The organism is Niveispirillum sp. FG156 (assembly GCF_057809555.1).
Genome location: NZ_JBMDKE010000016.1, coordinates 24,158 through 48,430, shown reverse-complemented (window position 1 = coordinate 48,430; position 24,273 = coordinate 24,158). Strand labels below are relative to the sequence as shown.

The window sequence follows — 24,273 nt, the reverse complement described above, 5'->3', positions numbered from 1 at the left end:
GGGGCCCAAGGGTGCTGACGGTAGCGCAGGCGCTGGACCTGATCGCGGTGCGGTTCAATGCCGTTGCGGAAGCGGAACAGGTGCCGCTGGCCGCCGCGTTGGGCAGGGTGCTGGCGGCGGATGTGATCAGTACGCTGGACCTGCCGCCCTTCGATAATGCCGCCATGGATGGCTATGCGCTGCGGGCTGCCGATCTGGGCCGCCGGTTGCCGGTGGCGGGTACGCTTTATGCCGGGTCGGCCCCGGTGGCGGCGCCGGGGCCGGGCGCGGCCCTGCGTATCTTCACCGGTGCCGTGATGCCGGACGGGCTGGATACCGTCGTCATGCAGGAAGAGGTGCGGGTGGAGGGCGATTTTGTCCACCTACCCGCCGGCCTTTCCCCCGGCAGCAATGTGCGGCGGCGGGGGGAGGATGTGGCGGCGGGGCAGGTGGCCTTGCCGGCAGGGCGGCGGTTGCGCGCGGTCGATATCGGGCTGGCGGCGGCACTGGGGCAGGAGGTTCTGACCGTGCGCCGGCCCCTGCGCGTGGCGCTGTTTTCCACGGGGGACGAGGTGACGGCACCGGGCCGGACGCTGGCCCCTGGCGGCATTTACGATGCCAACCGGCCTCTGCTGTCGGCGCTGCTATCGCAGATGGGATGTGCCGTTACGGACCTGGGCATTTTGGGCGATGATGAAGGCGTGATCCGGGCGGCGCTGACGGCGGCGGCACCGGATCATGACCTGATCCTCACCTCTGGCGGGGTGTCGGCGGGGGATGCCGATCATGTGAAGGCGGCGGTGACGGCGCTGGGCGCGCTGGACCTGTGGAAGCTGGCCCTGAAACCCGGCAAGCCGTTGGCGCTGGGCCATGTCGGGGGCGCGGCCTTCGCGGGCCTGCCCGGCAATCCCGTGGCCATGCTGGTCAGTTTTCTGGTCCTGGTCCGGCCCTTGATCGACCGTCTGTCGGGGGCGGTGCCCACGCCCCTGCCACTGCTGACCGCACCCGCCGGGTTTGCGCATGCCAAGAAGGCGGGGCGGCGGGAATATTTGCGGGTCAGCATCGGGCCGGACGGCGTGGCCCATGCCGACCCGGCGGAAGGGGCCGCCATGCTGGGCCACCTGACCCGCGCGGATGCGCTGGTGGAGTTGGGGGAGGACGTGACGGTGGTGCGTCCGGGGGACCCGGTACGGGTGCTGCCGTTGGGGATGCTGGGGTTGGCGTAGGTCAGGTCGGGGCGAAGCCCCGCCCTGACAGAAAAGGTTTTCAATCCGATGCTGTCAGGGCTCGCCTTCGGCTCGACCTGACCTACGTGTTTCACATATTCGGATAGTTCGGCCCCCCGCCGCCCTCCGGCACGGTCCAGGTGATGTTCTGGAGCGGGTCCTTGATGTCGCAGGTTTTGCAATGGACGCAGTTCTGCGCGTTGATCACGAAACGCGGATGCTGGCCATTATCGTCGCGCATCACCTCATACACCCCGGCGGGGCAGTAGCGCTGGGCCGGTTCGTCGTAATTGGGCAGGTTATGCTCGATGGGGATCGACGGGTCCTTCAGCTTCAGGTGCGCCGGCTGGTTTTCCTCATGATTGGTGTTGGAGATGAACACCGAGGACAGGCGGTCGAAGCTGATCACGCCATCGGGCTTGGGGTATTTGATCTTCTTGGCCATGTTGGCCGGGGTCAGGCTTTCATGGTCGGCCTTCGTGTGGTGCAGGGTGTAGGGCAGGAATTTGCCCAGGCCCAGATCATGCGCCCACATCTGAATGCCGCCATGGATATTGCCCAGCAGCAATCCTGCCTTCAGGCCCGGCTTGACGTTGCGGACCTTAAACAGGTCCTCATGCACCCAGCTATCCTTCCACGACGCCTCGTAGGCGGACAGGGTGTCGCCATTGCCGATGCCACCGGCCAGCTTGTCGAACGCGGCCTCGGCCGCCAGCATGCCGGTCTTCATGGCATTGTGGGTGCCCTTGATGCGGGGCACGTTGACGAAGCCGGCGGAGCAGCCGATCAGGGCGCCGCCGGGGAAGGTCAGCTTCGGCACCGACTGCAACCCGCCCTCATTGATGGCGCGGGCGCCATAGGACAGGCGCTTGCCACCCTCCAGATACTTGCGCACGAACGGGTGCTGCTTGAAGCGCTGGAATTCCTCAAACGGCGACAGATGCGGGTTGGCGTAATCCAGGTTCACGACAAAACCGATGGAAACCTGGTTGTCTTCCAGATGGTACATCCAGGAGCCGCCCGCCGTGCTGCTGTCCAGCGGCCAGCCCTGGGTATGGATGACCAGGCCCTGTTGGTGCTTTTCGGGGTCGATCTGCCATAGTTCCTTGATGCCGATGCCGTATTTCTGCACGTCGCAGTCCGACCGCAGGTCGTACTTTTCCATCAACTGCTTGGACAGGTTGCCGCGCACCCCTTCGGCAAAGAAGGTGTACTTGCCATGCAGTTCCATGCCGGGGGTGAAGTTATGCGTCGGCTCCCCATCCTTGCCGATGCCCATGTCGCCCGTGGCGACACCCTTCACGCTGCCATCCTCATGGAACAAAACCTCGGCGGCGGCGAAGCCGGGATAGATCTCCACGCCCAGTTCTTCGGCCTGCCCGGCCAGCCAGCGGCAGAGATTGCCCAGGCTGATGGCGTAGTTGCCGTCATTGTGCATCAGGGGCGGCAACAGGAAGTTGGGCACGCGAATGCCGCCCTTGTCCGACAGGATATAGAACCGGTCGTCGGTGACGGGCGTGTTCAGCGGCGCGCCCTTTTCCTTCCAGTCGGGGATCAGCTCGTTCAGGGCGCGCGGGTCGATGACATTGCCCGACAGGATGTGGGCACCCACTTCCGAGCCCTTTTCCAGCACGCAGACGCTGACCTCCTGGCCCTTTTCCGCCGCCAGCTGCTTCAGCCGGATCGCCGCTGACAGGCCCGAGGGGCCTGCGCCAACGATCACGACATCATATTCCATCGATTCGCGTTCCATACCCATCCCACCGCTTGTTTTCAGCGCGCCTTTCGACCGTTCGTGCCTTTTTTGCAGGCCCGTATAATCCAGTCGCGGCGCCGCTGCCGGCCCGTCCAGCGGGGCCGATCCTCTACGACGCTGTTAAGACAGCATAGGCCGGTGGTAGGGTCAAACCATGATTGGCGTTGTCGAATCCGTCTCCGCCCTGCGGTTCCTGCTGGATTGCGGGGTTGATGAGGTGATCGGGGAGGAGCCGACCGATTGGTCGGCCCTGTCACCGCGTGCGCGCACCCAAAGTGCCGTAGCGTCACCCGCCCCGGCACGGCCCGCAGCGGGGGCCGCGGCGCCCCAACCGGCCCCGCGACAAAATGTGCCGCCGCCCGTGGCGCGCCCCGCTGATCCTGGCCCGTTGGGCGCGGCGGAGGCCGGGCAGTCGGCCCGTCTGGCGGCGTCGGCGGCGCACAACCTGGATGAATTGAAGGAAGCGCTGGCTGCCTTTGACGGCTGCGCCTTGAAGAAGACGGCCACCAATCTGGTGTTCGGTATGGGCAGCCGGCAGGCGCGCATCATGCTGATCGGGGAGGCGCCGGGCGAGAATGAGGACAGGCAGGGCCTGCCCTTTGTCGGGCCGGCGGGGCAGTTGCTGGACCGCATGCTGGCGGCCATCGGCCTGGACCGGCATGCCGATGATCCCGCCAGGGCCGTCTATATCACCAACATGCTGCCCTGGCGCCCGCCCGGCAACCGCAGCCCGACCGACAGCGAGATTGCCGCCTGCATGCCCTTCATGGTGCGGCATATCGAGTTGATGGCGCCCGATATCCTGATCTTCGCGGGCGGGATTTCGGCCAAGGCGATGTTGAACCGGACAGAGGGGATCACGCGGCTGCGTGGTCGCTGGTTCGATTATGGCAGTGCCGGGCTGAAAAAATCGGTGGCGGCGATGCCGATGCTGCACCCGGCCTATCTGCTGCGCAATCCCGATGCCAAGCGAGAGGCGTGGAAGGATTTGCTGGCGTTGAGGGTCAGGTTAGACGGGTGAGGGGGTGTCCGCGGATTACGCTTCGCTAATCCGCGCTACGTTTCACGACGCGGTGGGTAGCGCGGATTAGGCGTCAGCCGTAATCCGCGGGTTTTTGAGCATGCCTTGGTAAAGGCCGGGTTCGGAGCCGGCGATGGGGATGGCGCCCACGGCCTTTTGATAGAATTCCACCGGTCCCGCCCCGCCGATGACGGCATAGGCGTAACCATCGGCGGCCATGGCGCGAAGGCTGGCCAGCAGCAGCGCCTTGCCCAGGCCCAGCCCCCGCGCCTTTTCATCCACGCCCGTGGGGCCGAAAAGGCCGCGCGCGGTCACGTCGTGGCAGGCAAAGCCCAACAGGGTGCCGGTATCATCATGGGCAATATGGATTCGGGTGGGGCAGGCGGACAGGGCCACGCTGGCCTCCGCCCGCCACCCTTCCCCAAACCGGGCCGCGATCCAGGACAGAATGGCGGGTGCCTCCGGTGCCAGGGCACGGCGCAGCGTGATGCCGGGCGGCAGCGGATCGGGACCGGGGGGCAGGGCGTAGAGTTTGACGAGCAGGTCCATGGGGCAGGTTCCTGATCTGGGGAGAGGGGATGCCAGGACAGTGGCCACCGACTTTAAGGTCAGGGCTCAGGGCCACAGGCTTCACGGTCGGGCGCGTGGCCCCTGGGTCCCGGCCTTCGCCGGGAAGGCGGGTATAGTAGGTGTCACCCCAACGCCTTGCGCAGATTGTCGCCCGCCGCCGACAGGGCCGCGCGCGCCGCATCGGGCGACAGGCCGCGCAGCAGGACGAGGGCCGCCGGTTTAAGTGCGCCGCCGCAATCGGCAAGGGCCTTTGCCGCCATATCGCTATCCGCACCCGTGATCTGGCGCAGGATGTCCAGCGCGCGGGCCTGTAGCTTCACATTATTGACCTGAAGGTTGACCATCAGGTTTCCGTACACCCCGCCAAGGCGCACCATCAGGGCCGTAGAGAACAGGTTCAGCAGCAGTTTCTGCGCCGTGCCCGCCGCCAGCCGGGTGGAGCCGGCGATCACCTCCTCCCCGCTATCGACAAACAGCGGATGTTCGGCGGCCAGCAGCAGGGGGGAGCCTTCGTTGCTGGCGATGGCGATGGTCAGCGCGCCTGCCGCCCGCGCCACATCCAGGGCGCCGACGGTAAAGGCGCTGCGCCCGCTGGCCGATAGGCCGATGACGATATCCGAAGGGCCGGGGGACAGGGCGTGGATGCGGGTCGCACCAGCATCGCCCGCATCCTCCACCGCCCCATCGAACCCCTGACGTAGATCACCGATCCCGGCCAGGACCAGTTCCACCCGCGTTAGGGGGAAGCTGAAGGTGCCGGGCAGTTCCAAGCCATCCAGGGCGGCCAGCACCGCCGATGACCCGGCACCGACATAGATCAGGCGGCCCGTGGTGCCGATTCGTCCCGCCGCCTCATCCACGGCCCGGCCCAGCGCCGGCAGGGTGGAAAGACAGGCCGACACGGCCCGCGCCTGCCCGCCCCATAACGCCTCCAGAATGTCGGGCGTGGACCATTGATCCAGCCCCTGGAAGCGTTGGCCCACCTTCTCCGTCGCGGACATATCCTGTCTCTGGTCTTGTTAAACTGTCTTCATGACCATACCAGATGATTTTTTGATCGCCAAGTCAGGCTTGGGATATTGCCATCTGGTATTTATCTGGTATCGTACCTATCAGTGATTGGATAGAGACCAAGAGACGCCTTCATGACCTCTCCCCTGTTCCTTGGCATCGATGGTGGCGGCACGCGCTGCCGGGCGCGGCTGGCCGATGCGGGCGGGCGCACGCTGGGCGAGGGTGTGGGCGGGGCCGCCAATATCCGCCTGGGCCTGGATGTCGCCTGGAATGCCATCATGGAGGCGGCGGATGGAGCATTGGTGCAGGCGGGGTTGGGGCGGGAGGTTCTGTCCAACACCTATATCGGCCTGGGTCTGGCCGGCATCACCAATGAGGCCGATCAGCAGCGGGTGGCGGGCAGCGCGCCCGTGACCTTTGCCGGCATCCGGTCCGATACCGATGCCTATACCGCCTGCCTGGGTGCCCATGCCGGGGCCGATGGCGGCATCCTGATTTCCGGGACGGGCAGTGCGGCGCAGATCATTGTGAACGGCGTGGGCCGGGGTATTGGCGGCTGGGGGTTTGAGGTGTCGGACCTGGGCTCCGGCGCGTCGATGGGGCGCGAAGCGGTGAAGGCCGCCCTTCTGGGCCATGATGGCATGGGGCCGCAGACAGATTTGACGCGGGCCGTGATGGTGGCGCTGGGCGGGGACCCGCCATCAGTCGTCGCCTGGGTCGGCCCGGCCCGGCCCGGCGATTATGGCACCCTGGCGCCGCTGGTGCTGGATCATGCGCGCAAGGGTGATGTGGTGGCCGAACGGCTGGTGTGCGAACAGGCGGATTATCTGGTCATGCATATCCGCCGGCTGCTGGAACTGGGTGCGCCCGCCATCTGCCTGATGGGTGGGCTGGGGCCGGTGCTGCTGGACTGGATGGCGCCGTGGGTGCGGGATGTGCTGACGGAACCCAAGGGCGATGCCATGGCGGGCGGCGTGCTGCTGGCCATGCAGGCGGTGTCGGCATGAGCGTGACCGAACCCCTGTTCGATGGGGCGGCCTTGTCCGCCGACAGCCCCCTGCCGCTTTACATGCAACTGGCCCGGCATCTGAAACGGTTGATCAGCGACGGGACCCTGGCGGTGGAAGATGCGCTGCCCGCCGAGCGCGATCTGGCCGAAGGGTTCGCGGTATCGCGCGTGACGGTGCGCAAGGCGGTGCAGGCGCTGGTCGATGAGGGGCTGCTGCATCAGCGCCCGCGCGCCGGCACCTTCGTGGCCAAGGCCCCGCATGTGGAACAGCCTTTGTCGGCCCTAACCGGCTTTTCCGAGGATATGCGCTCACGCGGGCTAGAGCCGTCGTCGCGCTGGCTGTCGCGTACGGTTGCCCCGGCCAGCCCGGAAGAGGCGATGGTGCTGGGTCTGGCGCTGGGGGAGAAGGTCAGCCGGCTGTGGCGTCTGCGTCTGGCCGATGAGGCGCCGATGGCCATTGAGCTGTCGGTGGTGCCGGCCCGCATTCTGCCCGACCCGATGCAGGTTACGGGATCGCTGTACGATGTGCTGCGCGGATTGGGATATCCGCCGCACCGCGCCTTGCAACGGCTGTCCGCAGGCCTGCTGAATCCCGATCAGGCCGGCATCCTGCATGTGCCGGAAGGCACGCCGGCCCTGTTCATCGAACGCCGCAGCTTCCTGGAAAATGGCCGCCCGCTGGAATTCGTGCGCAGCCAGTACCGGGGCGATGCCTACGACTTCATCGTGGAGCTGAACCTGACCGCTCCGCCAACACCGTAGGTCGGGGTGAGCCGCTGGCGAACCCCGACATTCCACCGCACCGTCGCTTGTCGGGGTTCATTCCATTCACCCCGACCTACGAAAGACCCATCCCATGACCAAGCCCGACAGCACCAGCACCAAGATGGCCGTGGAAGCGGCGGAAAGTGCCGCCGCCATCCAGCGTCAGATCGAACGCTGCGGCCCCCTGTTCAGCGTTCTGGGCGCCAAGTTGCGGGAACTGAACCCGTCGCTGGTGGTGACCTGCGCGCGCGGCAGTTCCGACCATGCCGCCACCTATGGCAAGTATCTGATCGAAACCCATCTGGGCCTGCCGGTCGCGTCGGTCGGGCCGTCGGTCGTGTCGCTGTACAATACCGATCTGAAGGTTGATGGCGCCTTGTTCGTGGCCGTATCGCAGAGCGGGCGCAGCCCCGACCTGCTGCGTCTGGCGGCGGCGGCGAAAAAGGGCGGGGCCTATGTCGTGGCCTTCGTGAATGACGAGACATCGCCCCTGGCAGAGGCTGCCGACCTGTTCATCCCGCTGTGCGCGGGGCCGGAGATCAGCGTTGCCGCCACCAAATCCTATCTGACGGCCTGCTTTGCCTTTCTGTCCATGGTGGCGGAATGGAAGAATGATGACGGCCTGCGCCAGACGGCAGGCCAGGCCCCGGCGGCCCTGGCGGCGGCGGCGGAACTGGACTGGACGCCGGCCCTGCTGTCCCTGACGGACAAGACCGGCCTGTATATTATCGGGCGTGGCGTGGGCACGGGCGCCATCATGGAAATGGCCCTGAAATGCAAGGAGACCTGCCGTCTTCATGCCGAGGCGTTCAGCGCGGCGGAGGTGATCCATGGCCCGCTGGCCCTGGTCGGCCCTGACTTCCCCGTGCTGGCCATCAACCAGAATGATGCAACGGCAGAGGCGACGCGCGCGGCCATCGCCCGCTGTGTGGAGCTGGGGGCACCGGTATTCAGCAGCGATGATAGCGTGAAGGGCGTGATCCCGCTGCCGTCGGTGCCGGCGTTGGCCCCGGAACTGGCCCCGCTGGCGGCGGTGCAGAGTTTCTACATGGCCATCCATACGGTGTCGCAGCGCCGGGGCCTGAACCCCGATGTGCCGGCCAACCTGCGCAAGGTGACGGAGACGGTGTGATGACAGGCACCCTGCTGACCGGCGCGCGGGTCTTTACCGGCACACGAACCATTGATGCCGATCTCCTGATCCAGGGGGAACGGGTGGCGGCGGTACTGCCGCCGGGTTCCACGGCCCCTGCCGGTGTGGCGGTGCGGCGGCTGTCGTCTGACATGCTGCTGGCGCCCGGTTTCATCGATACCCAGGTGAATGGTGGCGGCGGGGTGCTGTTCAACGACATGCCGACGCGTGAGGCGGCGTTGGCGATTGCGCGCGCCCATCGCCGGTTCGGCACCACGTCCCTGCTGCCCACCTTCATCACCGATGCGGTGGAGGGGATGCAGGCAGCGGCACTGGCGGCGGCATCGGCCAGCGGTGTCACCGGGGCCGGTGTCATCGGCGTGCATCTGGAAGGCCCGTTCCTGACCCCGGAACGGCGCGGTGTCCATAATCTGGACCATGTGCGCCCGGCCAGCGAAAGCGATCTGGATTTCCTGGAAGGGCTGCCGGACCGGTTCGGCGCGCATGATGCCCGCGTGCTGCTGTCGCTGGCCCCGGACCGGGTGGCCCCGGCGGAGATCGCGCGGCTGGTCGCGGCGGGCGTGATCGTGGCGGGTGCGCATTCGGCGGCCAGCTTTGCCCAAACCATGGCGGCGGTGGATGCCGGCCTGACCGGTTTCACCCATCTGTTCAACGCCATGCCGCCGCTGGCCAACCGTGAACCGGGTATTGCCGGGGCGGCGCTGGCGGCGCGCGATACGGTCTGCGGCATCATCGCCGACGGGGTGCATGTGCATCCGGCCATGCTGCGTCTGGCGCTGGCGGCAAAGGGGCCGGGGGGCTTGATGCTGGTCACCGACGCCATGCCGCCGACGGGCACGGACGCGACGAGTTTCCAGCTGTATGGACAGACCATCCATCGCCGCGACGGGCGTCTGGTCACCGATGATGGCACGCTGGCCGGGGCTGATATCGATATGGCGCAGGCGGTGCGCAATGCCATCCGCTTGATGGGGGTGGATGTGGAAGAGGCGCTGCGCATGGCCTCGCTCTATCCCGCGCGCTTCCTGCATCTGGATCACCGCCTGGGCCGCATCCAGGCGGGATGGCAGGCGGATATCGTGCTGCTGGACAGTGCTTTGACGGTTACCGGCACTTGGGTGGCCGGGCAATGGCGGGATGCCAAGGACGCAGAGTGAGGAAGGGTGTCGCATGCGGTCCTTGATGGACCTTATGCGACCTACGAGGCCGACCGTAGGTCGCATAAGCGCAGCGCATGCGACAGTGATTGAGGACAGAACCACCAATCAGGGAGTAGGGGCATGTTGAAGCGTCGTTATACCGCCCAAGAGGTGGAGCAGAAGCTGGCCTTGGCTGATGCGCTGCTGAATGAAGGCTACAAGATCGTGGATATCGCCCGCGAACTGGGCGTGACCCGCGTCACCTATTACCGCTGGCGCCAGGATCAGGCGGGTGAGAAGCCGGCTATGGTCCGCCGCCTGGAACAGTTGGAGCGGGAGAATGCCGAGCTGCGTCGCCGGTTAGCCGATCTGCTGCGCGCCGGGTATCGGTCGGACACGGCGGTGGCGGCGTAGGGATGATGATGGGGGCGGGGTTTCCGCGGATTACGCTTCGCTAATCCGCGCTACGGAAGTGCCGCCCGTATCGTAGCGCGGATTAGCGAAGCGTAATCCGCGGAGCAACGGTAGGGAGGGCCCCGTCACCCCCGCTCGTGCAACCCCGCCGCCCAGTCGTCGCGCAGGATGGCGTAGAGCACGTGGTCGGCCCATTTGTCGTTGATGCGCAGATAGGCCCGCGCATAGCCTTCCTTGGTGAAGCCGACTTTTTCCAGCACGCCGCTGCTGGCCTGGTTGGACGGCAGGCATGCCGCCTCCACCCGGTGCAGGCCTAACTGTCCGAAGGCGAAGGACAGCATCAGGCGGGCCGCCTCCGACGTGTAGCCGCGCCGGGCAAAGGGGCGGCCCACCCAATAGCCCATGGACCCCATCTGTGCCACGCCGCGCCGGACATTGGTCAGGCCGATGCCGCCCACCACCTGTTCGGTCCGCTGTTCAAAAGTAAGGAAGCTGTACGTCTCATCATCGCGCCATTCGGCGGCCTGACGGCGCAGGCGGCGGTTGAACGCCGTCTGGGTCAGGGCGTCGGGCGGCCAGGTCGGTTCCCAGGGCACCAGGAACTCCCGGCTGGCCTCCCGGATCTCGGCCCATTGTTTCCAGTCGCGTGGCTGTGCCGGACGGATGAAGACATTGGGGCCGTCAACGCGCAAGGGCGGGGGGCTTAACAGACCATCAGGGATCAAACGGATCATCCTGTTCCTGGCCCCCCGGTTCGCGGTTTCTTGTTTGTCGATAGTTTAAGCGTGATCGCGTCAGGCCGCCAGACGGCTTGTCACGCTGTCCAGGCTTTCCAGACCGTCCAGGGGCCCCAGCGCCGTCAGGGTCGGCTTGCTGCCAAATATCCGTTCCGCACAGGCGGCGACGGCGGCCAGATCGACGGCATCCAGCTTTGCGACCGTTTCGGCGGGCGGGATGACGCGGCCATAGGTCAGCAATTGCGAGCCCAGCTGTTCGGCACGGTTGGTGGTGCTTTCCAGGCCCATCAGCTGACTGGCCTTCAGCTGCGCCTTGGCGCGGACCAGTTCCTCTGTCGTCAGGGTGCCCGCCAGTTTGCGCACCTCCTCACAGATCACGGGGATCAGTTCGGCGGTGCTGTCGGGGCCGGTGCCGGCATAGATGCCGAACACGCCGCTATCGGCCATGGACCAGTTGAAGCTGTGGACCGAATAGACCAGCCCCCGCTTTTCGCGCACTTCCTGGAACAGGCGGGAGGACATGCCGCCGCCCAGCAGGGTGGACATGAGCATGGCGGCATACAGGTCGGGGCTGTTGTTCGACACCCCGTCAAAGCCCAGCAGCACATGCACCTGTTCCAGGTCGCGATCCTCCCGGAACTCGCCCCCGTGATAGAGGGCCTGTTCGGCCCCCGTCGCCTCCCCCGCACCGGCATAGGTGAACAGGCGGGCGGCCAGTTCCACGACCTGTTCATGGGTGATGTTGCCGGCGGCGGCCACGACCATGTTGGCGGGCACGTAGCGGCCCGTTACATAATCGACCATGGCGGCGCGCGGCAGACTTTCCACCACGTCCGAGGTGCCCAGGACCGGGCGGCCAAGCCGCTGTTTCGGGAAAGCGGTGGCCAGGAAATGGTCATAGACGATGTCGTCGGGCGTATCCTCCGCCTGACCGATTTCCTGCAAGATGACCTGGCGTTCCTTGGCCAGTTCGCCTTCATCGAACAGCGGATTCTGCACCATGTCGGCCAGAATGCCCAGCGCCAGACCCAGATCCTCCTTCAGGACCTTGGCGTAGTAACAGGTCTGTTCGCGGCTGGTATAGGCGTTCAGGTGGCCGCCGACATTCTCGATCTCCGCCGAAATGGCGAAGGCGTCGCGCGTCGGCGTGCCCTTGAACAGCATATGTTCAACCAGATGCGCCACCCCGTTGGCGGCCAGCGGTTCATGCCGGCTGCCGACGCCGAACCAGATGCCGACCGATACGGTCTCGACATGGGGCATGGCATCGGTGGCGACACGCAGGCCGTTGGGAAGGGTGGTGACGCGGGTGCCGGGGGCGGCGGGGAAGCTGTTGCTCACGTAATCTCTGTTCCGTTTCAGGCTTGCTGCTTTGCGACCCGGGCGCGGGCACGCACATAGTCCTTCAATATCTGGATATCGTTGGGAAGGATATCCAGTCGTTCGGGCCGTTCGTACAGGTCGGCCAGATGGCGGGGCAAGGGCGGGCGCACGCCGGTCGCCTTTTCCACGGCATCGGGGAACTTGGCGGGATGCGCCGTGCCCATGACGATGACGGGAATGGACTTGTCCAGACCGGCATGACGCGCGGCGGCCACGCCCACTGCACTGTGCGGATCGACCAGATAGCCGGAACCGGCATAGGCGTCGCGCATCACGTCCAGCGTCTGTTCGGTGTCGCAGCGGTAACCGGCGAACAGTTCGCGCACGCGCGCCAACTGCCCCTGGCTGACCTCAAACCGGCCCGTTTCGCGGAAACCGGCCATGCACTGCGCCACGGCGGCACCGTCGCGGTCCATCAGGTCGAACAGAAGGCGTTCGAAATTGCTGGAAACCTGGATATCCATCGACGGCGACAGGGTGGGAACGACACCATCGGCCTTCATCTCGCCCGAGGCAAAGAAGCGGGCCAGGATGTCATTCTCATTGGTGCCGACGATCAGCTTTGCCACCGGCACGCCCATCTGGCGCGCGGCATAGGCGGCATAGACATTGCCGAAATTGCCCGTGGGCACGGCAAAGGCCACTTCACGGTCGGGCGCGCCCATGGCGACGGCGGCTGCCACATAATAGACGATCTGGGCCATGATGCGGGCCCAGTTGATGGAATTCACCGCCGACAGGTTCAACGCATCGCGGAAGGGCTGATCGTTGAACATGGCCTTCACGGCGTCCTGGCAATCGTCAAACGTGCCGGTCAGGGCGACGTTATGGACGTTGGACGACAGGACCGTCGTCATCTGCCGACGCTGCACCTCCGAGGTGCGGTTATGCGGGTGCAGGATGACGATATCGACGCGCTCGCGGTCCCGGCAGGCCTCAATCGCCGCCGAACCGGTATCACCGCTGGTGGCGCCCACGATGGTGACGCGGCTGTCCTTCTTGGCCAGCAGATGGTCGAACAACTGCCCCAGCAGCTGCAACGCCACATCCTTGAAGGCCAGGGTGGGGCCGTGGAACAGCTCCATCATCCAGGCATTGGCGTCGATCTGGGTCAGGGGCACCACGGCCTTATGCTGAAACGTGCCATAGGCGGCATTCACTAGGCGCGTGAAATCCGCCCGGTCGATGGTGCCGCCCAGGAAGGGCAGCATGACCTCAACCGCCAGTTCCGCATAGGACAGGCCACGGAAACGGCGCAGATCATCCGGGGTCAGTTTCGGCCACGCCGCCGGGACGTAAAGACCGCCGTCACGGGCCAGACCCGCCAGCAGGACATCGTCGAACGCCAGGGCGGGCGCCTGGCCGCGCGTGCTGATATAGGACACCTTTACCTCGACCCGATGCGGCATAACTTCAAGGCGCGTACCCTAGCCAGGGTGGCCACGGGCCGCAAGGGGACGGGGCCGGTCGCGTTGTGTCATTGGCTCATGCCTGCCCCGACCGCGTGTGGCACCACCAAAAGCGGTATGCACACCCTATTCATCTTGTCGCGGCCCTGCGCTTAGGTGGTATCGGATCAACGGTTTCCTTCGAGACCGCGAACGTTTATCTTAAATGCTTGATAGAGTCTGAACCCAACGGTTGCATATTTATTGCGCAGACAAAGGGGAGTGCGGGGGCGATGGGGTGGACGCAGGCCTTGATGATGGGGATGGTGATGGGCCTGGGCGCCTATCTCTTCACCTATCTTATGGGCCGCTATGCCGAAAGCTCCCTGCAGTCCGGTCATGACCTGAAGCGGATTGAGGAAATCTTGCCGCGCCGGTCCCTGCTGGAGGCGAAGTTCGATCTGCGCCGCAGCGACCGCAAGGCGCGTCTGACCCAGCTTCAATCCGAACTGGCCGAATTGCGCCGCCGCCGCTTCCTTCAGGAAAAGGCCCTGGTCGATGCACGGCGGGAGGCGAATGCGCCCGTGCGTATCGTCGGACCGGAGGGGCAGACCCTGTTGAAGTTCCGGGCCTGGATGGTGAACCGGCAGGTGCAGCAGGCCCTGACCGACCGCAAGCGTCACCCGACCCTGGACATGGAATGGGCCAATCCGCAGGTGATCGAGATCTGGGCCGACAATCTGTCTGATGCCAAGCGCGATGCGGGCCGCATCTTCCCCATGCCGCTGGGTTTTTCCCTGCTGAACATCACGCTGGAAAGTGCTGTGCCTACGGCGGATGCCGCTGCGGCGGGCTGAGGGGTGCCATGACCGGTCCCATCATGCTGGTGGTGATGATCGTGGCGGTGGCCTTTGCCATGGCCCTGGAACAATCCATGCGCCGCGTCCGCGATACACGCCGCCGCGTCACGCAACTGGTTAACAAGAAGCAGCAGCAGGTGGAACGGTTGCGCGTGGCGGGGCGCGAAAGCCTGACGCTTGGCCGGGAGGTGCGCAACCAGCAGCGTACCGTGGATCACCTGATTGAGGAAATCAGCCAGGTGGAAGGCGAGCTGCTGCGACTGGCCCACCCGGCCAACCGCACCTTCGTCCTGGATGAAAAGCGCGGGCCCGCCGATGCCGGCTGGCATGTGACGGTGGAGGCGCCGATGGTCGGCTTTGGCCGTCACGGGCCGCCCTGGCAGGGGCAGCGCCGTTTCCGTGTCTGGGCGCCCGACGAACATGCCGCCCGCGCCAAGGTGGAAAAGCGGTACGGGTCCGAACAGGGCTATTCCATCATCGCCGTGTTCCCCGCCCCGCCGCCGGTTGCCAACCGCAATGGCGATGCGGCGATGGTGTAACCAGTATCGTTCCCTCAAACGCCGGGCGCTGCCTTCGCCTCCAGCACGGCCTGCTTCAGCAGGGGCAGGCGGTCATTGCCGAACACCATCTCGGTGCCATTGACGACAAAGCTGGGCACCCCGAAACAGCCGGCGGCCACGGCGGCCACGACATAGCTGCCCTGGATACGGGCCGTTTCCGGATCGTCCAGCATGGGCTGGAACAGATGCGGTTCGATGCCTGCCGTATCATTGGCGATCTTGATGCACAGCGCATCATCAGCCGGGCTGACCCCATCCACAAAGATGGCCTTCATCAGGGCGCGGGCGAACACCTGCCCCGCATCGAAGCGGCGGGCGGCGACACAGGCCAGCGCCAGACGCGGCGGGTTGGGCATCACCACATCCTTATAATCGCGCAGCGGCACGCCATAGAGCTTTGCGAAGCGCGCCAGATCGGTGCGACGATAATCGGGCCGGAACTGCCCGGAATGCGGCACCGCCTGTTCCATGTCATAGCCGGCGGATTTGATGATGGCGCGGGCCGACACGGGATACCAGTCCACCCGGCAGCCCGTTTCGATCTGTAGCTTCATCATCTGCGTCCCGGCCAGATAGGCATAGGGGCTAGCGGGCGAGAAATAGAAATCGACGGTGACGGGACCGGGCATGGCGGCCTTCATTCCTGGGCTGGCGGGACGGGTACGTGGCGCAAAGCCTTGCCAGCCTCGGGCCGCCCTTGCAAGGGGGATGCGGGCCGCTACCATAGCTTTGACCGGAAAAGGGGAATTGCCGGCTCGAAAATCCCGTATTGCCAGGGCCGGCCCCTTTGGGGCATTGTGCGCCCCCGCGCATGGTGGGGGCCTGTAGCTCAATGGTTAGAGCCGGCCGCTCATAACGGTCTGGTTGGGGGTTCAAGTCCCTCCGGGCCCACCAGATCTGAAAGGCCGTCGGCATTTTGATGCCGGCGGCCTTTTTGCTTTCTGCCCTATTGCCGCATGCTTGATATGGCTCTGCATGCTTTTTTGTATACAGAGCGGTATTGGTTATACCCGTATCGCGGGAAGCGGCTTGCTGCGGGGTCTTGGCACTTTTGGGCGATACATTGAGGATAATGCCCTCTCGGTTCACCACCCGCGCACCGGATCCCCGCGCCCACACCGATTTTCCAACGCTTGTTACAAAAAAATTGCCCGACCAGACGATTTGGTCTTGCCGTCATGCATACACAGAACGTATAGAATTTATACACAACAAGCGATGGCGCCGGATGGATCAGGGGTTTCGCGGATAATTTCACTTCCGCCCCCGATGTTTCGAGACCGGGTGCCGCACAGGACAGGGCCGGCCTTAACGGCTCTTCAAGGGGAGGTTCGAGATGTCTATGCGTGCGCAATTGTCGTGGCGTCCATCCTTGCTGGCTGTAAGCTTGGCGCTGCTTTCGGGTGTGCTGCCGGCGGGCGCGCAGGAGAAGAAGGCGGATACCGGCCCCATGCTGGATGAGATCGTGGTGGTCAGCCAGAAGCGGGCGGGTGCCGTGGATGTGCAGGCCGTGTCGGTCGCCATCACCGCCTTCGACGCCAATGCCATCGAGAAAAGCTTTGCCACCGATCTGGTGGATGTGGGCCGCATGGCGCCGAACATCCAGCTGAACCAGTCGGGCACCTTCGGCGGTTTCTCCAACTTCTTCATTCGCGGCATCGGGTCGTCCAATACGATCCGCACCGTCGATCCCGCCGTCGGCACCTTCGTCGACGGCATCTATATCGGCTTCGGCCCCGCCTCCATGCAGGACACGTTCGACATCGCCTCTGTCGAGGTGCTGCGCGGGCCGCAGGGTACGCTGTTCGGCAAGAATGTGACGGGTGGTGCCGTTTCCGTGATGTCCACCCGTCCGACCGGGGAACTGGGTGCCGATATCAAGGTCACCTATGGCAATTATGACCGCATGGACGTGTCGGCGGCGGTGCAGTTCCCTATTATCGAGGGTGAGCTGGCCGGCAAGATCGCCGCCATGTCGAAAAGCCGCGACGGCTATTTCAAGAACCTGACCACGGGCCGGACCAAGCCCGATGTCGACACCTCCATCATCCGTCCGACCTTCCGCTGGACGCCCAATGAGGTGCTGACCGTCGATCTGATCGGTGAATATTACCGGGATAAGGGCGGGTCATCGGCGTCGCAGAACCGGGACAGCCGGATCAACCCGCGCATGCTACTGGTCAATGGGCAACTGGTGGCTTCGCCGGCCACGGTGCAGCGCGTGTTCGGCTATACCCCGCCCACGGACAAATATGACATCAACCATAATGACCAGGGCTATGTCGACACGACGGCAGGCCATGGCATCATTGATGCCAGCCTGGACCTGGGCCATGGCATCGTCTCGCTGGTCACCGGCTATCGTGAGGTGAAGTTCAACTCCTCCACCGATTTTGACGGCTCACCCTATGTGGTGTTCGAATTCCCGGACAATCGGGAGCGTCAGCATCAATATTCGGGCGAGCTGCGCTATGCGTCCAACTTCTCCGACACGGTCGAATTCACGGCGGGCCTCTATTACTTCACGCAGGAAATGTACATTGCCGAGCGCCGCGCGGCCTATGCCAGCGGCCCGGCGACGGCGCCTGTCATTTCCCGCACGGTCGGTATCGCCAAGACTGATGACAGCTCCTATGCCGTCTTCGGCCAGGGATCGGTGAAGTTCACCGATCAGCTGTCGCTGATCCTGGGTGGCCGCTATACGGTGGAGAAGAAGGAGATCGAACTTTGTCCCTTCAACGCCGCCCTCTATACCAGCCTGAATTTCAACGCCTGTCCTGTTGCGCGTCTGAACGGCGATGATAAGTGGAACAGCTTCTCGCCCAAGGTTGGCCTGGACTACAAGGTCGATGATGATGTGCTGCTCTATGCGTCCTGGACCAAGGGCTTCCGCTCCGGCTCCTTCAATGCCCGCGCCACCAATGCCGCCGTTCTGGGGCCGGTGGATCAGGAGACGGTGTCGTCATATGAAGCCGGTATGAAGAGTGAGCTGATGGGAAGGCGCCTGCGCCTGAACAGTGCCGCCTTCCTGTCGGACTACACCAATATCCAGCGCACCGTGTCCGATACCGTCATCGTCAATGGCCTGCCGACAGTGACGCAGGTGCCGCGCAACGCGGCCTCGGCCACGATCTGGGGTCTGGAACTGGAAGGCTCCTTCCTGGTCACCGATGCCCTGACGCTGGATGCCTCGCTGGGCTACACCAATGCCGGCTATGACAGCTTCGCCAATATCGATACGAACCGGAACGGCGTGTATGAGCCGGCCATCGACGGTCCCATCGCCAAGGATCTGAAGTTCGAGCGCGTGCCGAAATGGCAATATGCCGTGTCGGCCAGCTATGAGGTGCCGGTCTCGGACACGTCCTCGCTGCGCTTCCGCACCTCCTATACCTGGGTGGATGATCAGTTCATCGATACGCTGAACAGCCCGTCCCTGGCGCTGAAATCCTATGGTCTCTGGGATGCGTCGGTCAGCTACTCCCTCAATGACAGCTACACCGTGTCCCTGTTCGGGCGTAACCTGAACGATGCTGAATATTATGATTTCGGCTTTGACGGCGGCACGCACCGCGCCGTCTGGGGCGGCACACCCCGCACCTATGGCGTGGAACTGTCGGCGAAGTTCTGAGGGCAAACAGCGCCCCTCGCCCACGAACGTGGGAGAGGGAGGGGCCCATCGCTGTGAAGCGATGGGAGGGTGAGGGAACGGCGGTGCAAAGCTTGGTCCCCCTCACCCTCCCACTCGCGCAGAACGCGGGCGGGCCCCTCCCTCCCCCTCAAGGGGGAGGGGCGACATGAGAGGAAACACCCATGGCAACGACCCTGACCCTGGAACAGCGCATCGCACGGCTGGAGGCGCGGGCCGAGATCAATGATCTGGTGGCCCGGTACGGTCTGACGGTCGATGACCGTGATCTGGATGGGCTGGCCGACCTGTTCACTGAGGATGGCGCCTTCCGGTCCAAGGATGGGGTGCTGGATGCGCGGGGCCGGGCGGCGGTGATCGAGCAGTATCGCGGGCGGTTCGCGGCCCTGGGTCCGTGCAACCATTTCACCCATGATAAGATCATCGCCTTTGACGATGCCGACCCGGACCGGGCCACGGGCATCGTCACCTCGCATGCCGAGGTCTGGCGCAATGGTCAGGCCATGCTGACAGCCCTGCGCTATCAGGATGAGTATCGGCGCGGTGCCGATGGCAAATGGCGTTTCGCCGACCGGCTGCTGACCTTCTTCTATTATCTGCCCGTGACGGAATATGCCGAGGCGCTGGGCGATCCGCTGCGCCAGCGCGCCTATGGCGACCGCCGCCCGGCCGATTTTCCGGAGGCGCTGCCGACCTGGCGGCTGTACCACCAGCAGGGGGGGAATGCCGACTGATGACCCACAGCCTGATGTCCGGCATCGAAACGCCCGAAACCAAGAGCGCCGCCCGGCACGTGCCGCGTGACGGGCGTTACGCCTGGTATGTCACGATCCTGCTGACGGTCGCCTATGCGGTGGCCTTCGTGGACCGGCAGATCCTCAATCTGCTGGTGGAGCCGATCAAGGGCCAATTCACCCTGTCGGACACGCAGATCAGCCTGTTGCAGGGCCTGTCCTTTACGGTGGCCTATGTGCTGATGGGGCCGTTGTTCGGGCGGTGGACGGATATTGGCAACCGCCGCACCATCATCTGGACCGGGGTCACCATCTGGTCGGTCTTCACCATCTTCTGCGGCCTGTCCCAGACCTATTGGCAGCTGTTCGGCGCGCGGATGGGGGTGGGCGGGGCGGAGGCCTGTCTGATGCCGGCGGCATGGTCGCTGCTGTCCGATTATTTCAGCAAGGACAAGCTGCCCCGCGCCATGAGCATCTTTCTCATGGGGCCGTATCTGGGCGGCGGATTGGCGCTGATCTTTGGCGGGCTGGTCATACAGCAGCTGGGCCATGTCGGGCCGGTGGATGCCGGTCCCTTTGGCCTGCTGGCGCCGTGGCATCTGGCCTTCATCGTGGTGGGCGGGCCGGGGATGCTGCTGGCGGCCCTGATGCTGACGGTGCGGGAACCGGTGCGGGCCAAGGTGGCGGGGCAGGCAGAGCAGGAGCGGTTCACGCTGGCCCAGATCTGGCGTTTCCTGGCCGACCGGCGCGCGTTTTATGGCGCCTTTTATGGCGGCATGTCGCTGCATGTCATCGCCCTTTATGCCTTTCCGGCCTGGATCCCCAGCTTCCTGATCCGGCATTACGGGGTGTCCATGGCCTCGGTCGGGCTGGAATATGGGGCGTCGGTGCTGATTGCAGGCTCCCTGGGCGTGTGGTGCGGGCCTTATGTGGCGAAGTTCCTGGCCGGGCGCGGCTATGTCGATGCGGCCTTCCGCACGCCGGCCCTGACCACGCTGGGTGTGGTGCCGTTCGCGGTGTTGCTGCCCTTCTGCCCGACCTATGAGCTGGCGCTGGCGGCGGCGGTGGGGGTGACCTTCTTCTATACGCTGCCCATGGCCATGGCGGCATCTTCCATTCAGATGGTGACGCCCAACCGCATGCGCGGGGTTGTTTCCTCCCTCTATGTTTTCACGGTTTCCATCGTGGGCCTGGGTCTGGCCCCCACCTTCATCGCGCTGATCACCGACCGGTTGTTTGGTGATCCGGGCATGGTGGGCTGGTCGCTGGCCCTGGTCTGTTCGGTTTCCAGCATCGGCGCGTCGATCCTGATGCTACGCGGCCTGGGCGCGTTTCGCGCGGCCCTGGCCGAAGGGGAGAAAGTGTCGTGAAAGTTCTTGTCTTCGGTGCCACGGGGGATCAGGGCGAGGCGCAGTTGCGCCGCCTGATCGCCGCCGGCCACACGCCCGTTGCCGTCGCGCGCGATCCGTCGAAACTGGGTGTTGCCGGCGTGGACAGCGTGGCGGCGGATTACCGCGACCCCGACAGTCTGGCACGCGCCCTGGACGGGGTGGACGCGCTGTTCGTGACCATGCCGTCCACATCGTTCCAGGCCGCCGACCCCCTGATCCGCGCCGTGGAGGCCATTGGCAAGACCGCAGCGCGGCAGGGGCTGCGCATGGCGGTCTTCAACAGCTCCATGATCATCAAGGATGAGAAGCGGGGCTTTGCCGCCCATGATGCCCGCTGGGAAATGCGCGAAAGGCTGCGCGACAGCGGCGTGCCGACCGTCTCCATCCAGCCTGTGATCTATCTGGATAATCTGCTACGCGCCTGGGCACGGCAGCACATCCTGGAGGAAGGGCGCATCTTCTATCCGCATCATCCGGAACTGGATGTCTGCTGGATCTGTCAGGATGATGTGTCGGACCTGATGATCGCCGCATTGGACCGACCGTTTTTGTCGGGCCGCGCCTTTAATGTCGGCGGGGCAGAGGCTATCCGGGGGCCGGATCTGGCCCGGCGGCTGGGTGCTGTGCTGGGCCGGTCCCTGCGGTTCGACCCGCGCCCGATTCCGGATTTCTGCGAGGCCATGGCCGGCGTGTTCAAGGATGTGACCACCCTTGACCGGGACCGCCTGACCGGCGAACTGCGCCGCATCTATGAATGGTACAATTTCGGGGAAGAGAAGCCCTTCTCCGTGGATATGGCGCCGATCCTGGCCGATTTGCCGGTAACGTTGACGCGGCTGGAGGATTGGGCCTTGCGGCAGGACTGGCTGTAGGTCAGGTCGAGGCGACGCCCGAGCCCTGACAGATAAGGCTTTCAATCCATTCCTGTCAGGGCTCGCTCCGCTCGACCTGACCTACGACCCTCTCCCATGTTAATCTGGATAGCTAGGCAGCGGCGTCCAGGCCGGCATAGAGTGCCGGCACCGGTGGGGAGGGGTGGTGATGATCCTGATTGTCGAGGATAGCGAGGAACAGCGCATCATCCTGTCGGCCATCATCGCCCATTCCAACCTGGGACCCAGCCAGACCGTTGGAAGTGCCGAGGAAGCGTTGCAGGCGTTGGAGATTGACAGGATAGACGGGCCCGCACCCGATGTGCGCGCCATCCTGATGGATATCATGCTGCCCGGCATGGACGGGATCAGCGCTGCTGCCCGGATCAAGGCCAATCCGCGTCTGGCGCCGATCCCCCTGATCGTGATTTCGGCGCTGGAGGAAAGCGAAAGCCTGGCCGCCGCCTTTGCCGCCGGCGCCGCCGATTACATTGTGAAGCCGGTGCAGCCCGTGGCATTGGCCGCCCGGCTGCGCACCACCCTGCGCCCGCCGGCGGGGGCGCGGCTGAAATCGGTGGATTGCCGGCAGGCGCTGGACGGGATTTTCGTGTCCGGCGTGCGGCTGGATGTTTCCATCGCCGACTGGCCGGAACTGAAGCTGGAACTGGGCCAGCATGGGGCCGACGAGATCCGGGAAAAGCTGATCGAGGCTTTTTCATCCGTGCATGAGCGGGCCGACAAATGGGTCTGCCGGGCGGGGGAGGGCGGCTTCTCCTTGCTGGTGGCGGGGGAGGAGAATGGCGGCGGCCTGTTGCAGCTGGCCGAGGAGATCGCCTGTGACATGCCCTGGCCGGAAGTGCGCGTGACCCTTTGCCCCGTGGGTGCGGCATGAGCCCGGATGATATCGGCAAGACCGTCGCGGCCCTGGTTTCCCGCCTGCCCACCGGTGCGGCCCGCCTGCTCTATGGCGAGCTGGCCGGGGCGGGGGAGGCGAATGCCAAGATCGCCGTTGTCCGCCGCGCCCTGGTGGAGCGGATCAACGCATCGCGCCAGCAGCATGGACGCCGCCTATTCACGCAGCTGTTCGAGCCGTTCATCACGGCGGACATGGAAATGCTGCGCCCCGGCCATTCCGGCATCGGGGTGCTGCATACGGTCGATATCGGTGCCGTCTGGACCCAGGCGGCGGCGGGTCCGCTGGCCAAGCTGGCGGCGGAGATCGAGGCGAAACTGCCGACGCTTGTGGCCGAACGGCCCCTGGATCTGGTGCTGTCCCTGCCGGAAATCCAGGGATTGCAGGAACAGGCCCGTAGAGGGGTGCTGGAATGGCTGACCGGTGATGCGGCCCGGCTGCACAAGGTGCTGGCGGCGCTGAACAATTGGCGGGCCACGGAGCTGCGCCGGATGGGGGCCGATTTCGCGCCGCGTTCCCTGACCACCGAAGACCTGATCACCCTGCGCGGCGCCCTGGTCCATGGCGCCTCCCTGCGGCCCATCGCGCAGGCGGTGCTGGCCGACAGCGGGTCGGCGGAAACCATGGTGGAACTGGCCGGTAGCTTCGCCCTGCACCCGATCCAGTCGCTGACCACGCCGGAGGCGCGCATGGCGGCCTATCTGGTGCCGCTGTCGCTGCTGCACCGGCGACGCGCCTATCGCTCCGTCGTGCCGTTCCTGCTGGATGGCTCCCCCACGGTGCAGGCCCGCATCCTGGAGGCGATGGACAGCCATTTCGCCCGCATCTGCGCCCGGATCGGCAAGGAGGCGGGGATGCTGGCCGGGGCCGGACAGCCCATCAAGGGGCCGCTGGCCGCCACCACCCTGCGCCGGCTGGTGCTGGGGGAGGAGTTGGGCCATCTGGACGCCATCCTCAGCATCTATGAAGAGTTCGAGATATTGGACGATCCGCGCCTCGGCGCCCCGGCGCGCGATTACATGGACCAGATGGTGAAGGCGGTGGAGCGCACCCTCTACCCCGCCCTGATCGACCGCTGTATCGCGGCGGGGCGCGCGGTGGAACGGGCCTTGCCCGATCAGGATGCGCTGGAATGGGCGCTGGGCCTGTGTGTGCGCTGGCGCACGGTCATTGGCCGCGTCATGCATTGGGGCACGGGCCACAGCAATTTCAAGGAACAGGTTCTGGAACTCGCCAAGGCCGGTTTCCAATCGGCCCTGTCCGACCCACGGGCCCTGTCCCCGTCGGATCGGCTGGGTCAGGCGGTGCGTATGTTGCAAATCTCCAAACCGCTGGGCGGCGGGGCAGAAGGTTGGATCACCCTGCTGGACAAGGGCCTGGTCCGCACCGTCAGCGACCGGTTGCGGCACGAGGACCCCCTGCGCGATGGCGAGCGCGATCTGGCCGCTGCCCTGATGGTGCTGGTGCGTGACGAACTGCGCCGTACACGGCATTGGCGGGATACGGGGCTGGTGGCGCTTGACGAGCTGGCGCTGGCGGCGGGGCTGTAGGTTTCAACCCGGCGTAGGTCAGGTCGAGCCAGAGGCGAGCCCTGACAGCATTGGATTGAAAGCCTTCTCTGTCAGGGCGAGGCTTGCCCCCCGACCTGACCTACGTCTTTCGGCAGGGTTTCCGCCTATCGAAATTGCGCTATTTCCGAATAGTTTGAATTTTACCTATTCTTCTGGATACGCATCCTGC

At 65.1% G+C, this 24,273-nt stretch carries 22 protein-coding genes and 1 tRNA gene; 16 read left to right on the top strand and 7 right to left on the bottom strand.

What is annotated here, in order from left to right; all coding sequences use genetic code 11:
• The first annotated feature begins 11 nt into the window (after positions 1-11).
• On the top strand, positions 12-1,205 hold the full coding sequence (locus ACODSP_RS11850; protein WP_488965801.1) for a molybdopterin molybdotransferase MoeA: 1,194 nt from the start codon (positions 12-14) through the stop codon (positions 1,203-1,205).
• 91 nt (positions 1,206-1,296) lie between these two features.
• On the opposite strand, the gene ACODSP_RS11845 is transcribed toward ACODSP_RS11850, so the two are convergent.
• Positions 1,297-2,958, bottom strand: a complete 1,662-nt coding sequence (locus ACODSP_RS11845) for an electron transfer flavoprotein-ubiquinone oxidoreductase (RefSeq protein ID WP_488965800.1) — start codon at positions 2,956-2,958, stop codon at positions 1,297-1,299.
• Between the two features lie 157 nt (positions 2,959-3,115).
• Between ACODSP_RS11845 and ACODSP_RS11840 the strand changes: the two genes are divergently transcribed.
• Positions 3,116-3,982 (top strand): uracil-DNA glycosylase, encoded by an 867-nt coding sequence (locus ACODSP_RS11840; protein ID WP_488965799.1) that lies wholly within the window; start codon positions 3,116-3,118, stop codon positions 3,980-3,982.
• Between the two features lie 66 nt (positions 3,983-4,048).
• On the opposite strand, the gene ACODSP_RS11835 is transcribed toward ACODSP_RS11840, so the two are convergent.
• A complete protein-coding gene (locus ACODSP_RS11835; protein ID WP_488965798.1) occupies positions 4,049-4,531 on the bottom strand; it encodes a GNAT family N-acetyltransferase in 483 nt (160 codons plus the stop codon).
• A gap of 143 nt (positions 4,532-4,674) precedes the next feature.
• Complete coding sequence (locus ACODSP_RS11830) at positions 4,675-5,553, bottom strand: N-acetylmuramic acid 6-phosphate etherase (RefSeq protein ID WP_488965797.1); 879 nt, start codon at positions 5,551-5,553, stop codon at positions 4,675-4,677.
• A gap of 144 nt (positions 5,554-5,697) precedes the next feature.
• On the opposite strand from ACODSP_RS11830, the gene ACODSP_RS11825 reads away from it, so the two are divergent.
• The 5 genes from ACODSP_RS11825 to ACODSP_RS11805 all read left to right on the top strand — a co-directional run bounded on the left by ACODSP_RS11825 (position 5,698) and on the right by ACODSP_RS11805 (position 10,046).
• Entirely contained in the window at positions 5,698-6,573 is an 876-nt protein-coding gene (locus tag ACODSP_RS11825) for a glucosamine kinase nucleotide-binding domain-containing protein (RefSeq protein WP_488965796.1), read from the top strand.
• On the top strand, positions 6,570-7,337 hold the full coding sequence (locus ACODSP_RS11820) for a GntR family transcriptional regulator (protein ID WP_488965795.1): 768 nt from the start codon (positions 6,570-6,572) through the stop codon (positions 7,335-7,337). Before ACODSP_RS11825 ends, ACODSP_RS11820 begins: the two co-directional genes overlap by 4 nt.
• A gap of 94 nt (positions 7,338-7,431) precedes the next feature.
• Complete coding sequence (locus ACODSP_RS11815) at positions 7,432-8,472, top strand: SIS domain-containing protein (protein ID WP_488965794.1); 1,041 nt, start codon at positions 7,432-7,434, stop codon at positions 8,470-8,472.
• Positions 8,472-9,650 carry an N-acetylglucosamine-6-phosphate deacetylase gene (gene nagA, locus ACODSP_RS11810; RefSeq protein WP_488965793.1) on the top strand — a complete coding sequence of 393 codons (1,179 nt, stop codon included), beginning with the start codon at positions 8,472-8,474 and terminating at the stop codon, positions 9,648-9,650. Before ACODSP_RS11815 ends, nagA begins: the two co-directional genes overlap by 1 nt.
• Positions 9,651-9,773: 123 nt before the next feature.
• Entirely contained in the window at positions 9,774-10,046 is a 273-nt protein-coding gene (locus ACODSP_RS11805; protein WP_488965792.1) for a transposase, read from the top strand.
• A 125-nt stretch (positions 10,047-10,171) separates the two neighbouring features.
• Here ACODSP_RS11805 and ACODSP_RS11800 read toward each other — a convergent pair whose 3' ends face one another.
• Genes ACODSP_RS11800 through thrC form a run of 3 tightly spaced genes read right to left on the bottom strand, consistent with a single transcriptional unit; the run spans position 10,172 to position 13,551 of the window.
• Complete coding sequence (locus ACODSP_RS11800) at positions 10,172-10,780, bottom strand: GNAT family N-acetyltransferase (RefSeq protein ID WP_488965791.1); 609 nt, start codon at positions 10,778-10,780, stop codon at positions 10,172-10,174.
• A gap of 60 nt (positions 10,781-10,840) precedes the next feature.
• On the bottom strand, positions 10,841-12,124 hold the full coding sequence (locus ACODSP_RS11795; RefSeq protein WP_488965790.1) for a M16 family metallopeptidase: 1,284 nt from the start codon (positions 12,122-12,124) through the stop codon (positions 10,841-10,843).
• Positions 12,125-12,141: 17 nt separating this feature from the next.
• Complete coding sequence (gene thrC / locus ACODSP_RS11790; RefSeq protein ID WP_488965789.1) at positions 12,142-13,551, bottom strand: threonine synthase; 1,410 nt, start codon at positions 13,549-13,551, stop codon at positions 12,142-12,144.
• Between the two features lie 296 nt (positions 13,552-13,847).
• Here thrC and ACODSP_RS11785 point away from each other — a divergent pair, with 296 nt between their 5' ends.
• On the top strand, positions 13,848-14,411 hold the full coding sequence (locus tag ACODSP_RS11785) for a hypothetical protein (RefSeq protein WP_488965788.1): 564 nt from the start codon (positions 13,848-13,850) through the stop codon (positions 14,409-14,411).
• Between the two features lie 8 nt (positions 14,412-14,419).
• Positions 14,420-14,953 (top strand): hypothetical protein, encoded by a 534-nt coding sequence (locus ACODSP_RS11780; protein ID WP_488965787.1) that lies wholly within the window; start codon positions 14,420-14,422, stop codon positions 14,951-14,953.
• A 14-nt stretch (positions 14,954-14,967) separates the two neighbouring features.
• On the opposite strand, the gene ACODSP_RS11775 is transcribed toward ACODSP_RS11780, so the two are convergent.
• Complete coding sequence (locus ACODSP_RS11775; protein ID WP_488965786.1) at positions 14,968-15,603, bottom strand: 2-hydroxychromene-2-carboxylate isomerase; 636 nt, start codon at positions 15,601-15,603, stop codon at positions 14,968-14,970.
• A 189-nt stretch (positions 15,604-15,792) separates the two neighbouring features.
• On the opposite strand from ACODSP_RS11775, the gene ACODSP_RS11770 reads away from it, so the two are divergent.
• The 7 genes from ACODSP_RS11770 to ACODSP_RS11740 all read left to right on the top strand — a co-directional run bounded on the left by ACODSP_RS11770 (position 15,793) and on the right by ACODSP_RS11740 (position 24,083).
• A tRNA-Ile gene (locus tag ACODSP_RS11770) sits at positions 15,793-15,868 on the top strand.
• Between the two features lie 442 nt (positions 15,869-16,310).
• Positions 16,311-18,605: a TonB-dependent receptor gene (locus tag ACODSP_RS11765; protein ID WP_488965785.1), complete on the top strand. Its 2,295-nt coding sequence runs from the start codon at positions 16,311-16,313 to the stop codon at positions 18,603-18,605.
• 182 nt (positions 18,606-18,787) lie between these two features.
• Positions 18,788-19,357, top strand: coding sequence for a nuclear transport factor 2 family protein (locus tag ACODSP_RS11760; RefSeq protein WP_488965784.1), 570 nt, complete (start codon positions 18,788-18,790; stop codon positions 19,355-19,357).
• Complete coding sequence (locus ACODSP_RS11755) at positions 19,357-20,727, top strand: spinster family MFS transporter (RefSeq protein WP_488965783.1); 1,371 nt, start codon at positions 19,357-19,359, stop codon at positions 20,725-20,727. Before ACODSP_RS11760 ends, ACODSP_RS11755 begins: the two co-directional genes overlap by 1 nt.
• Positions 20,724-21,620: an SDR family oxidoreductase gene (locus tag ACODSP_RS11750; RefSeq protein WP_488965782.1), complete on the top strand. Its 897-nt coding sequence runs from the start codon at positions 20,724-20,726 to the stop codon at positions 21,618-21,620. Before ACODSP_RS11755 ends, ACODSP_RS11750 begins: the two co-directional genes overlap by 4 nt.
• A gap of 169 nt (positions 21,621-21,789) precedes the next feature.
• Positions 21,790-22,512 (top strand): response regulator, encoded by a 723-nt coding sequence (locus tag ACODSP_RS11745; protein ID WP_102113090.1) that lies wholly within the window; start codon positions 21,790-21,792, stop codon positions 22,510-22,512.
• Complete coding sequence (locus ACODSP_RS11740) at positions 22,509-24,083, top strand: hypothetical protein (protein WP_488965781.1); 1,575 nt, start codon at positions 22,509-22,511, stop codon at positions 24,081-24,083. Before ACODSP_RS11745 ends, ACODSP_RS11740 begins: the two co-directional genes overlap by 4 nt.
• The last annotated feature ends 190 nt before the right edge of the window (positions 24,084-24,273 follow it).

What these genes read in the sequence shown, in the direction of transcription:
- ACODSP_RS11845 (WP_488965800.1), bottom strand. Translation starts at nt 2,958, where the DNA reads ATGGAACGCGAATCGATGGAATATGATGTCGTGATCGTTGGCGCAGGC.
- ACODSP_RS11840 (WP_488965799.1), top strand. Translation starts at nt 3,116, where the DNA reads ATGATTGGCGTTGTCGAATCCGTCTCCGCCCTGCGGTTCCTGCTGGAT.
- ACODSP_RS11835 (WP_488965798.1), bottom strand. Translation starts at nt 4,531, where the DNA reads ATGGACCTGCTCGTCAAACTCTACGCCCTGCCCCCCGGTCCCGATCCG.
- ACODSP_RS11830 (WP_488965797.1), bottom strand. Translation starts at nt 5,553, where the DNA reads ATGTCCGCGACGGAGAAGGTGGGCCAACGCTTCCAGGGGCTGGATCAA.
- ACODSP_RS11825 (WP_488965796.1), top strand. Translation starts at nt 5,698, where the DNA reads ATGACCTCTCCCCTGTTCCTTGGCATCGATGGTGGCGGCACGCGCTGC.
- ACODSP_RS11820 (WP_488965795.1), top strand. Translation starts at nt 6,570, where the DNA reads ATGAGCGTGACCGAACCCCTGTTCGATGGGGCGGCCTTGTCCGCCGAC.
- ACODSP_RS11815 (WP_488965794.1), top strand. Translation starts at nt 7,432, where the DNA reads ATGACCAAGCCCGACAGCACCAGCACCAAGATGGCCGTGGAAGCGGCG.
- nagA (WP_488965793.1), top strand. Translation starts at nt 8,472, where the DNA reads ATGACAGGCACCCTGCTGACCGGCGCGCGGGTCTTTACCGGCACACGA.
- ACODSP_RS11805 (WP_488965792.1), top strand. Translation starts at nt 9,774, where the DNA reads ATGTTGAAGCGTCGTTATACCGCCCAAGAGGTGGAGCAGAAGCTGGCC.
- ACODSP_RS11800 (WP_488965791.1), bottom strand. Translation starts at nt 10,780, where the DNA reads ATGATCCGTTTGATCCCTGATGGTCTGTTAAGCCCCCCGCCCTTGCGC.
- ACODSP_RS11785 (WP_488965788.1), top strand. Translation starts at nt 13,848, where the DNA reads ATGGGGTGGACGCAGGCCTTGATGATGGGGATGGTGATGGGCCTGGGC.
- ACODSP_RS11780 (WP_488965787.1), top strand. Translation starts at nt 14,420, where the DNA reads ATGACCGGTCCCATCATGCTGGTGGTGATGATCGTGGCGGTGGCCTTT.
- ACODSP_RS11775 (WP_488965786.1), bottom strand. Translation starts at nt 15,603, where the DNA reads ATGCCCGGTCCCGTCACCGTCGATTTCTATTTCTCGCCCGCTAGCCCC.
- ACODSP_RS11765 (WP_488965785.1), top strand. Translation starts at nt 16,311, where the DNA reads ATGTCTATGCGTGCGCAATTGTCGTGGCGTCCATCCTTGCTGGCTGTA.
- ACODSP_RS11760 (WP_488965784.1), top strand. Translation starts at nt 18,788, where the DNA reads ATGGCAACGACCCTGACCCTGGAACAGCGCATCGCACGGCTGGAGGCG.
- ACODSP_RS11755 (WP_488965783.1), top strand. Translation starts at nt 19,357, where the DNA reads ATGACCCACAGCCTGATGTCCGGCATCGAAACGCCCGAAACCAAGAGC.
- ACODSP_RS11745 (WP_102113090.1), top strand. Translation starts at nt 21,790, where the DNA reads ATGATCCTGATTGTCGAGGATAGCGAGGAACAGCGCATCATCCTGTCG.
- ACODSP_RS11740 (WP_488965781.1), top strand. Translation starts at nt 22,509, where the DNA reads ATGAGCCCGGATGATATCGGCAAGACCGTCGCGGCCCTGGTTTCCCGC.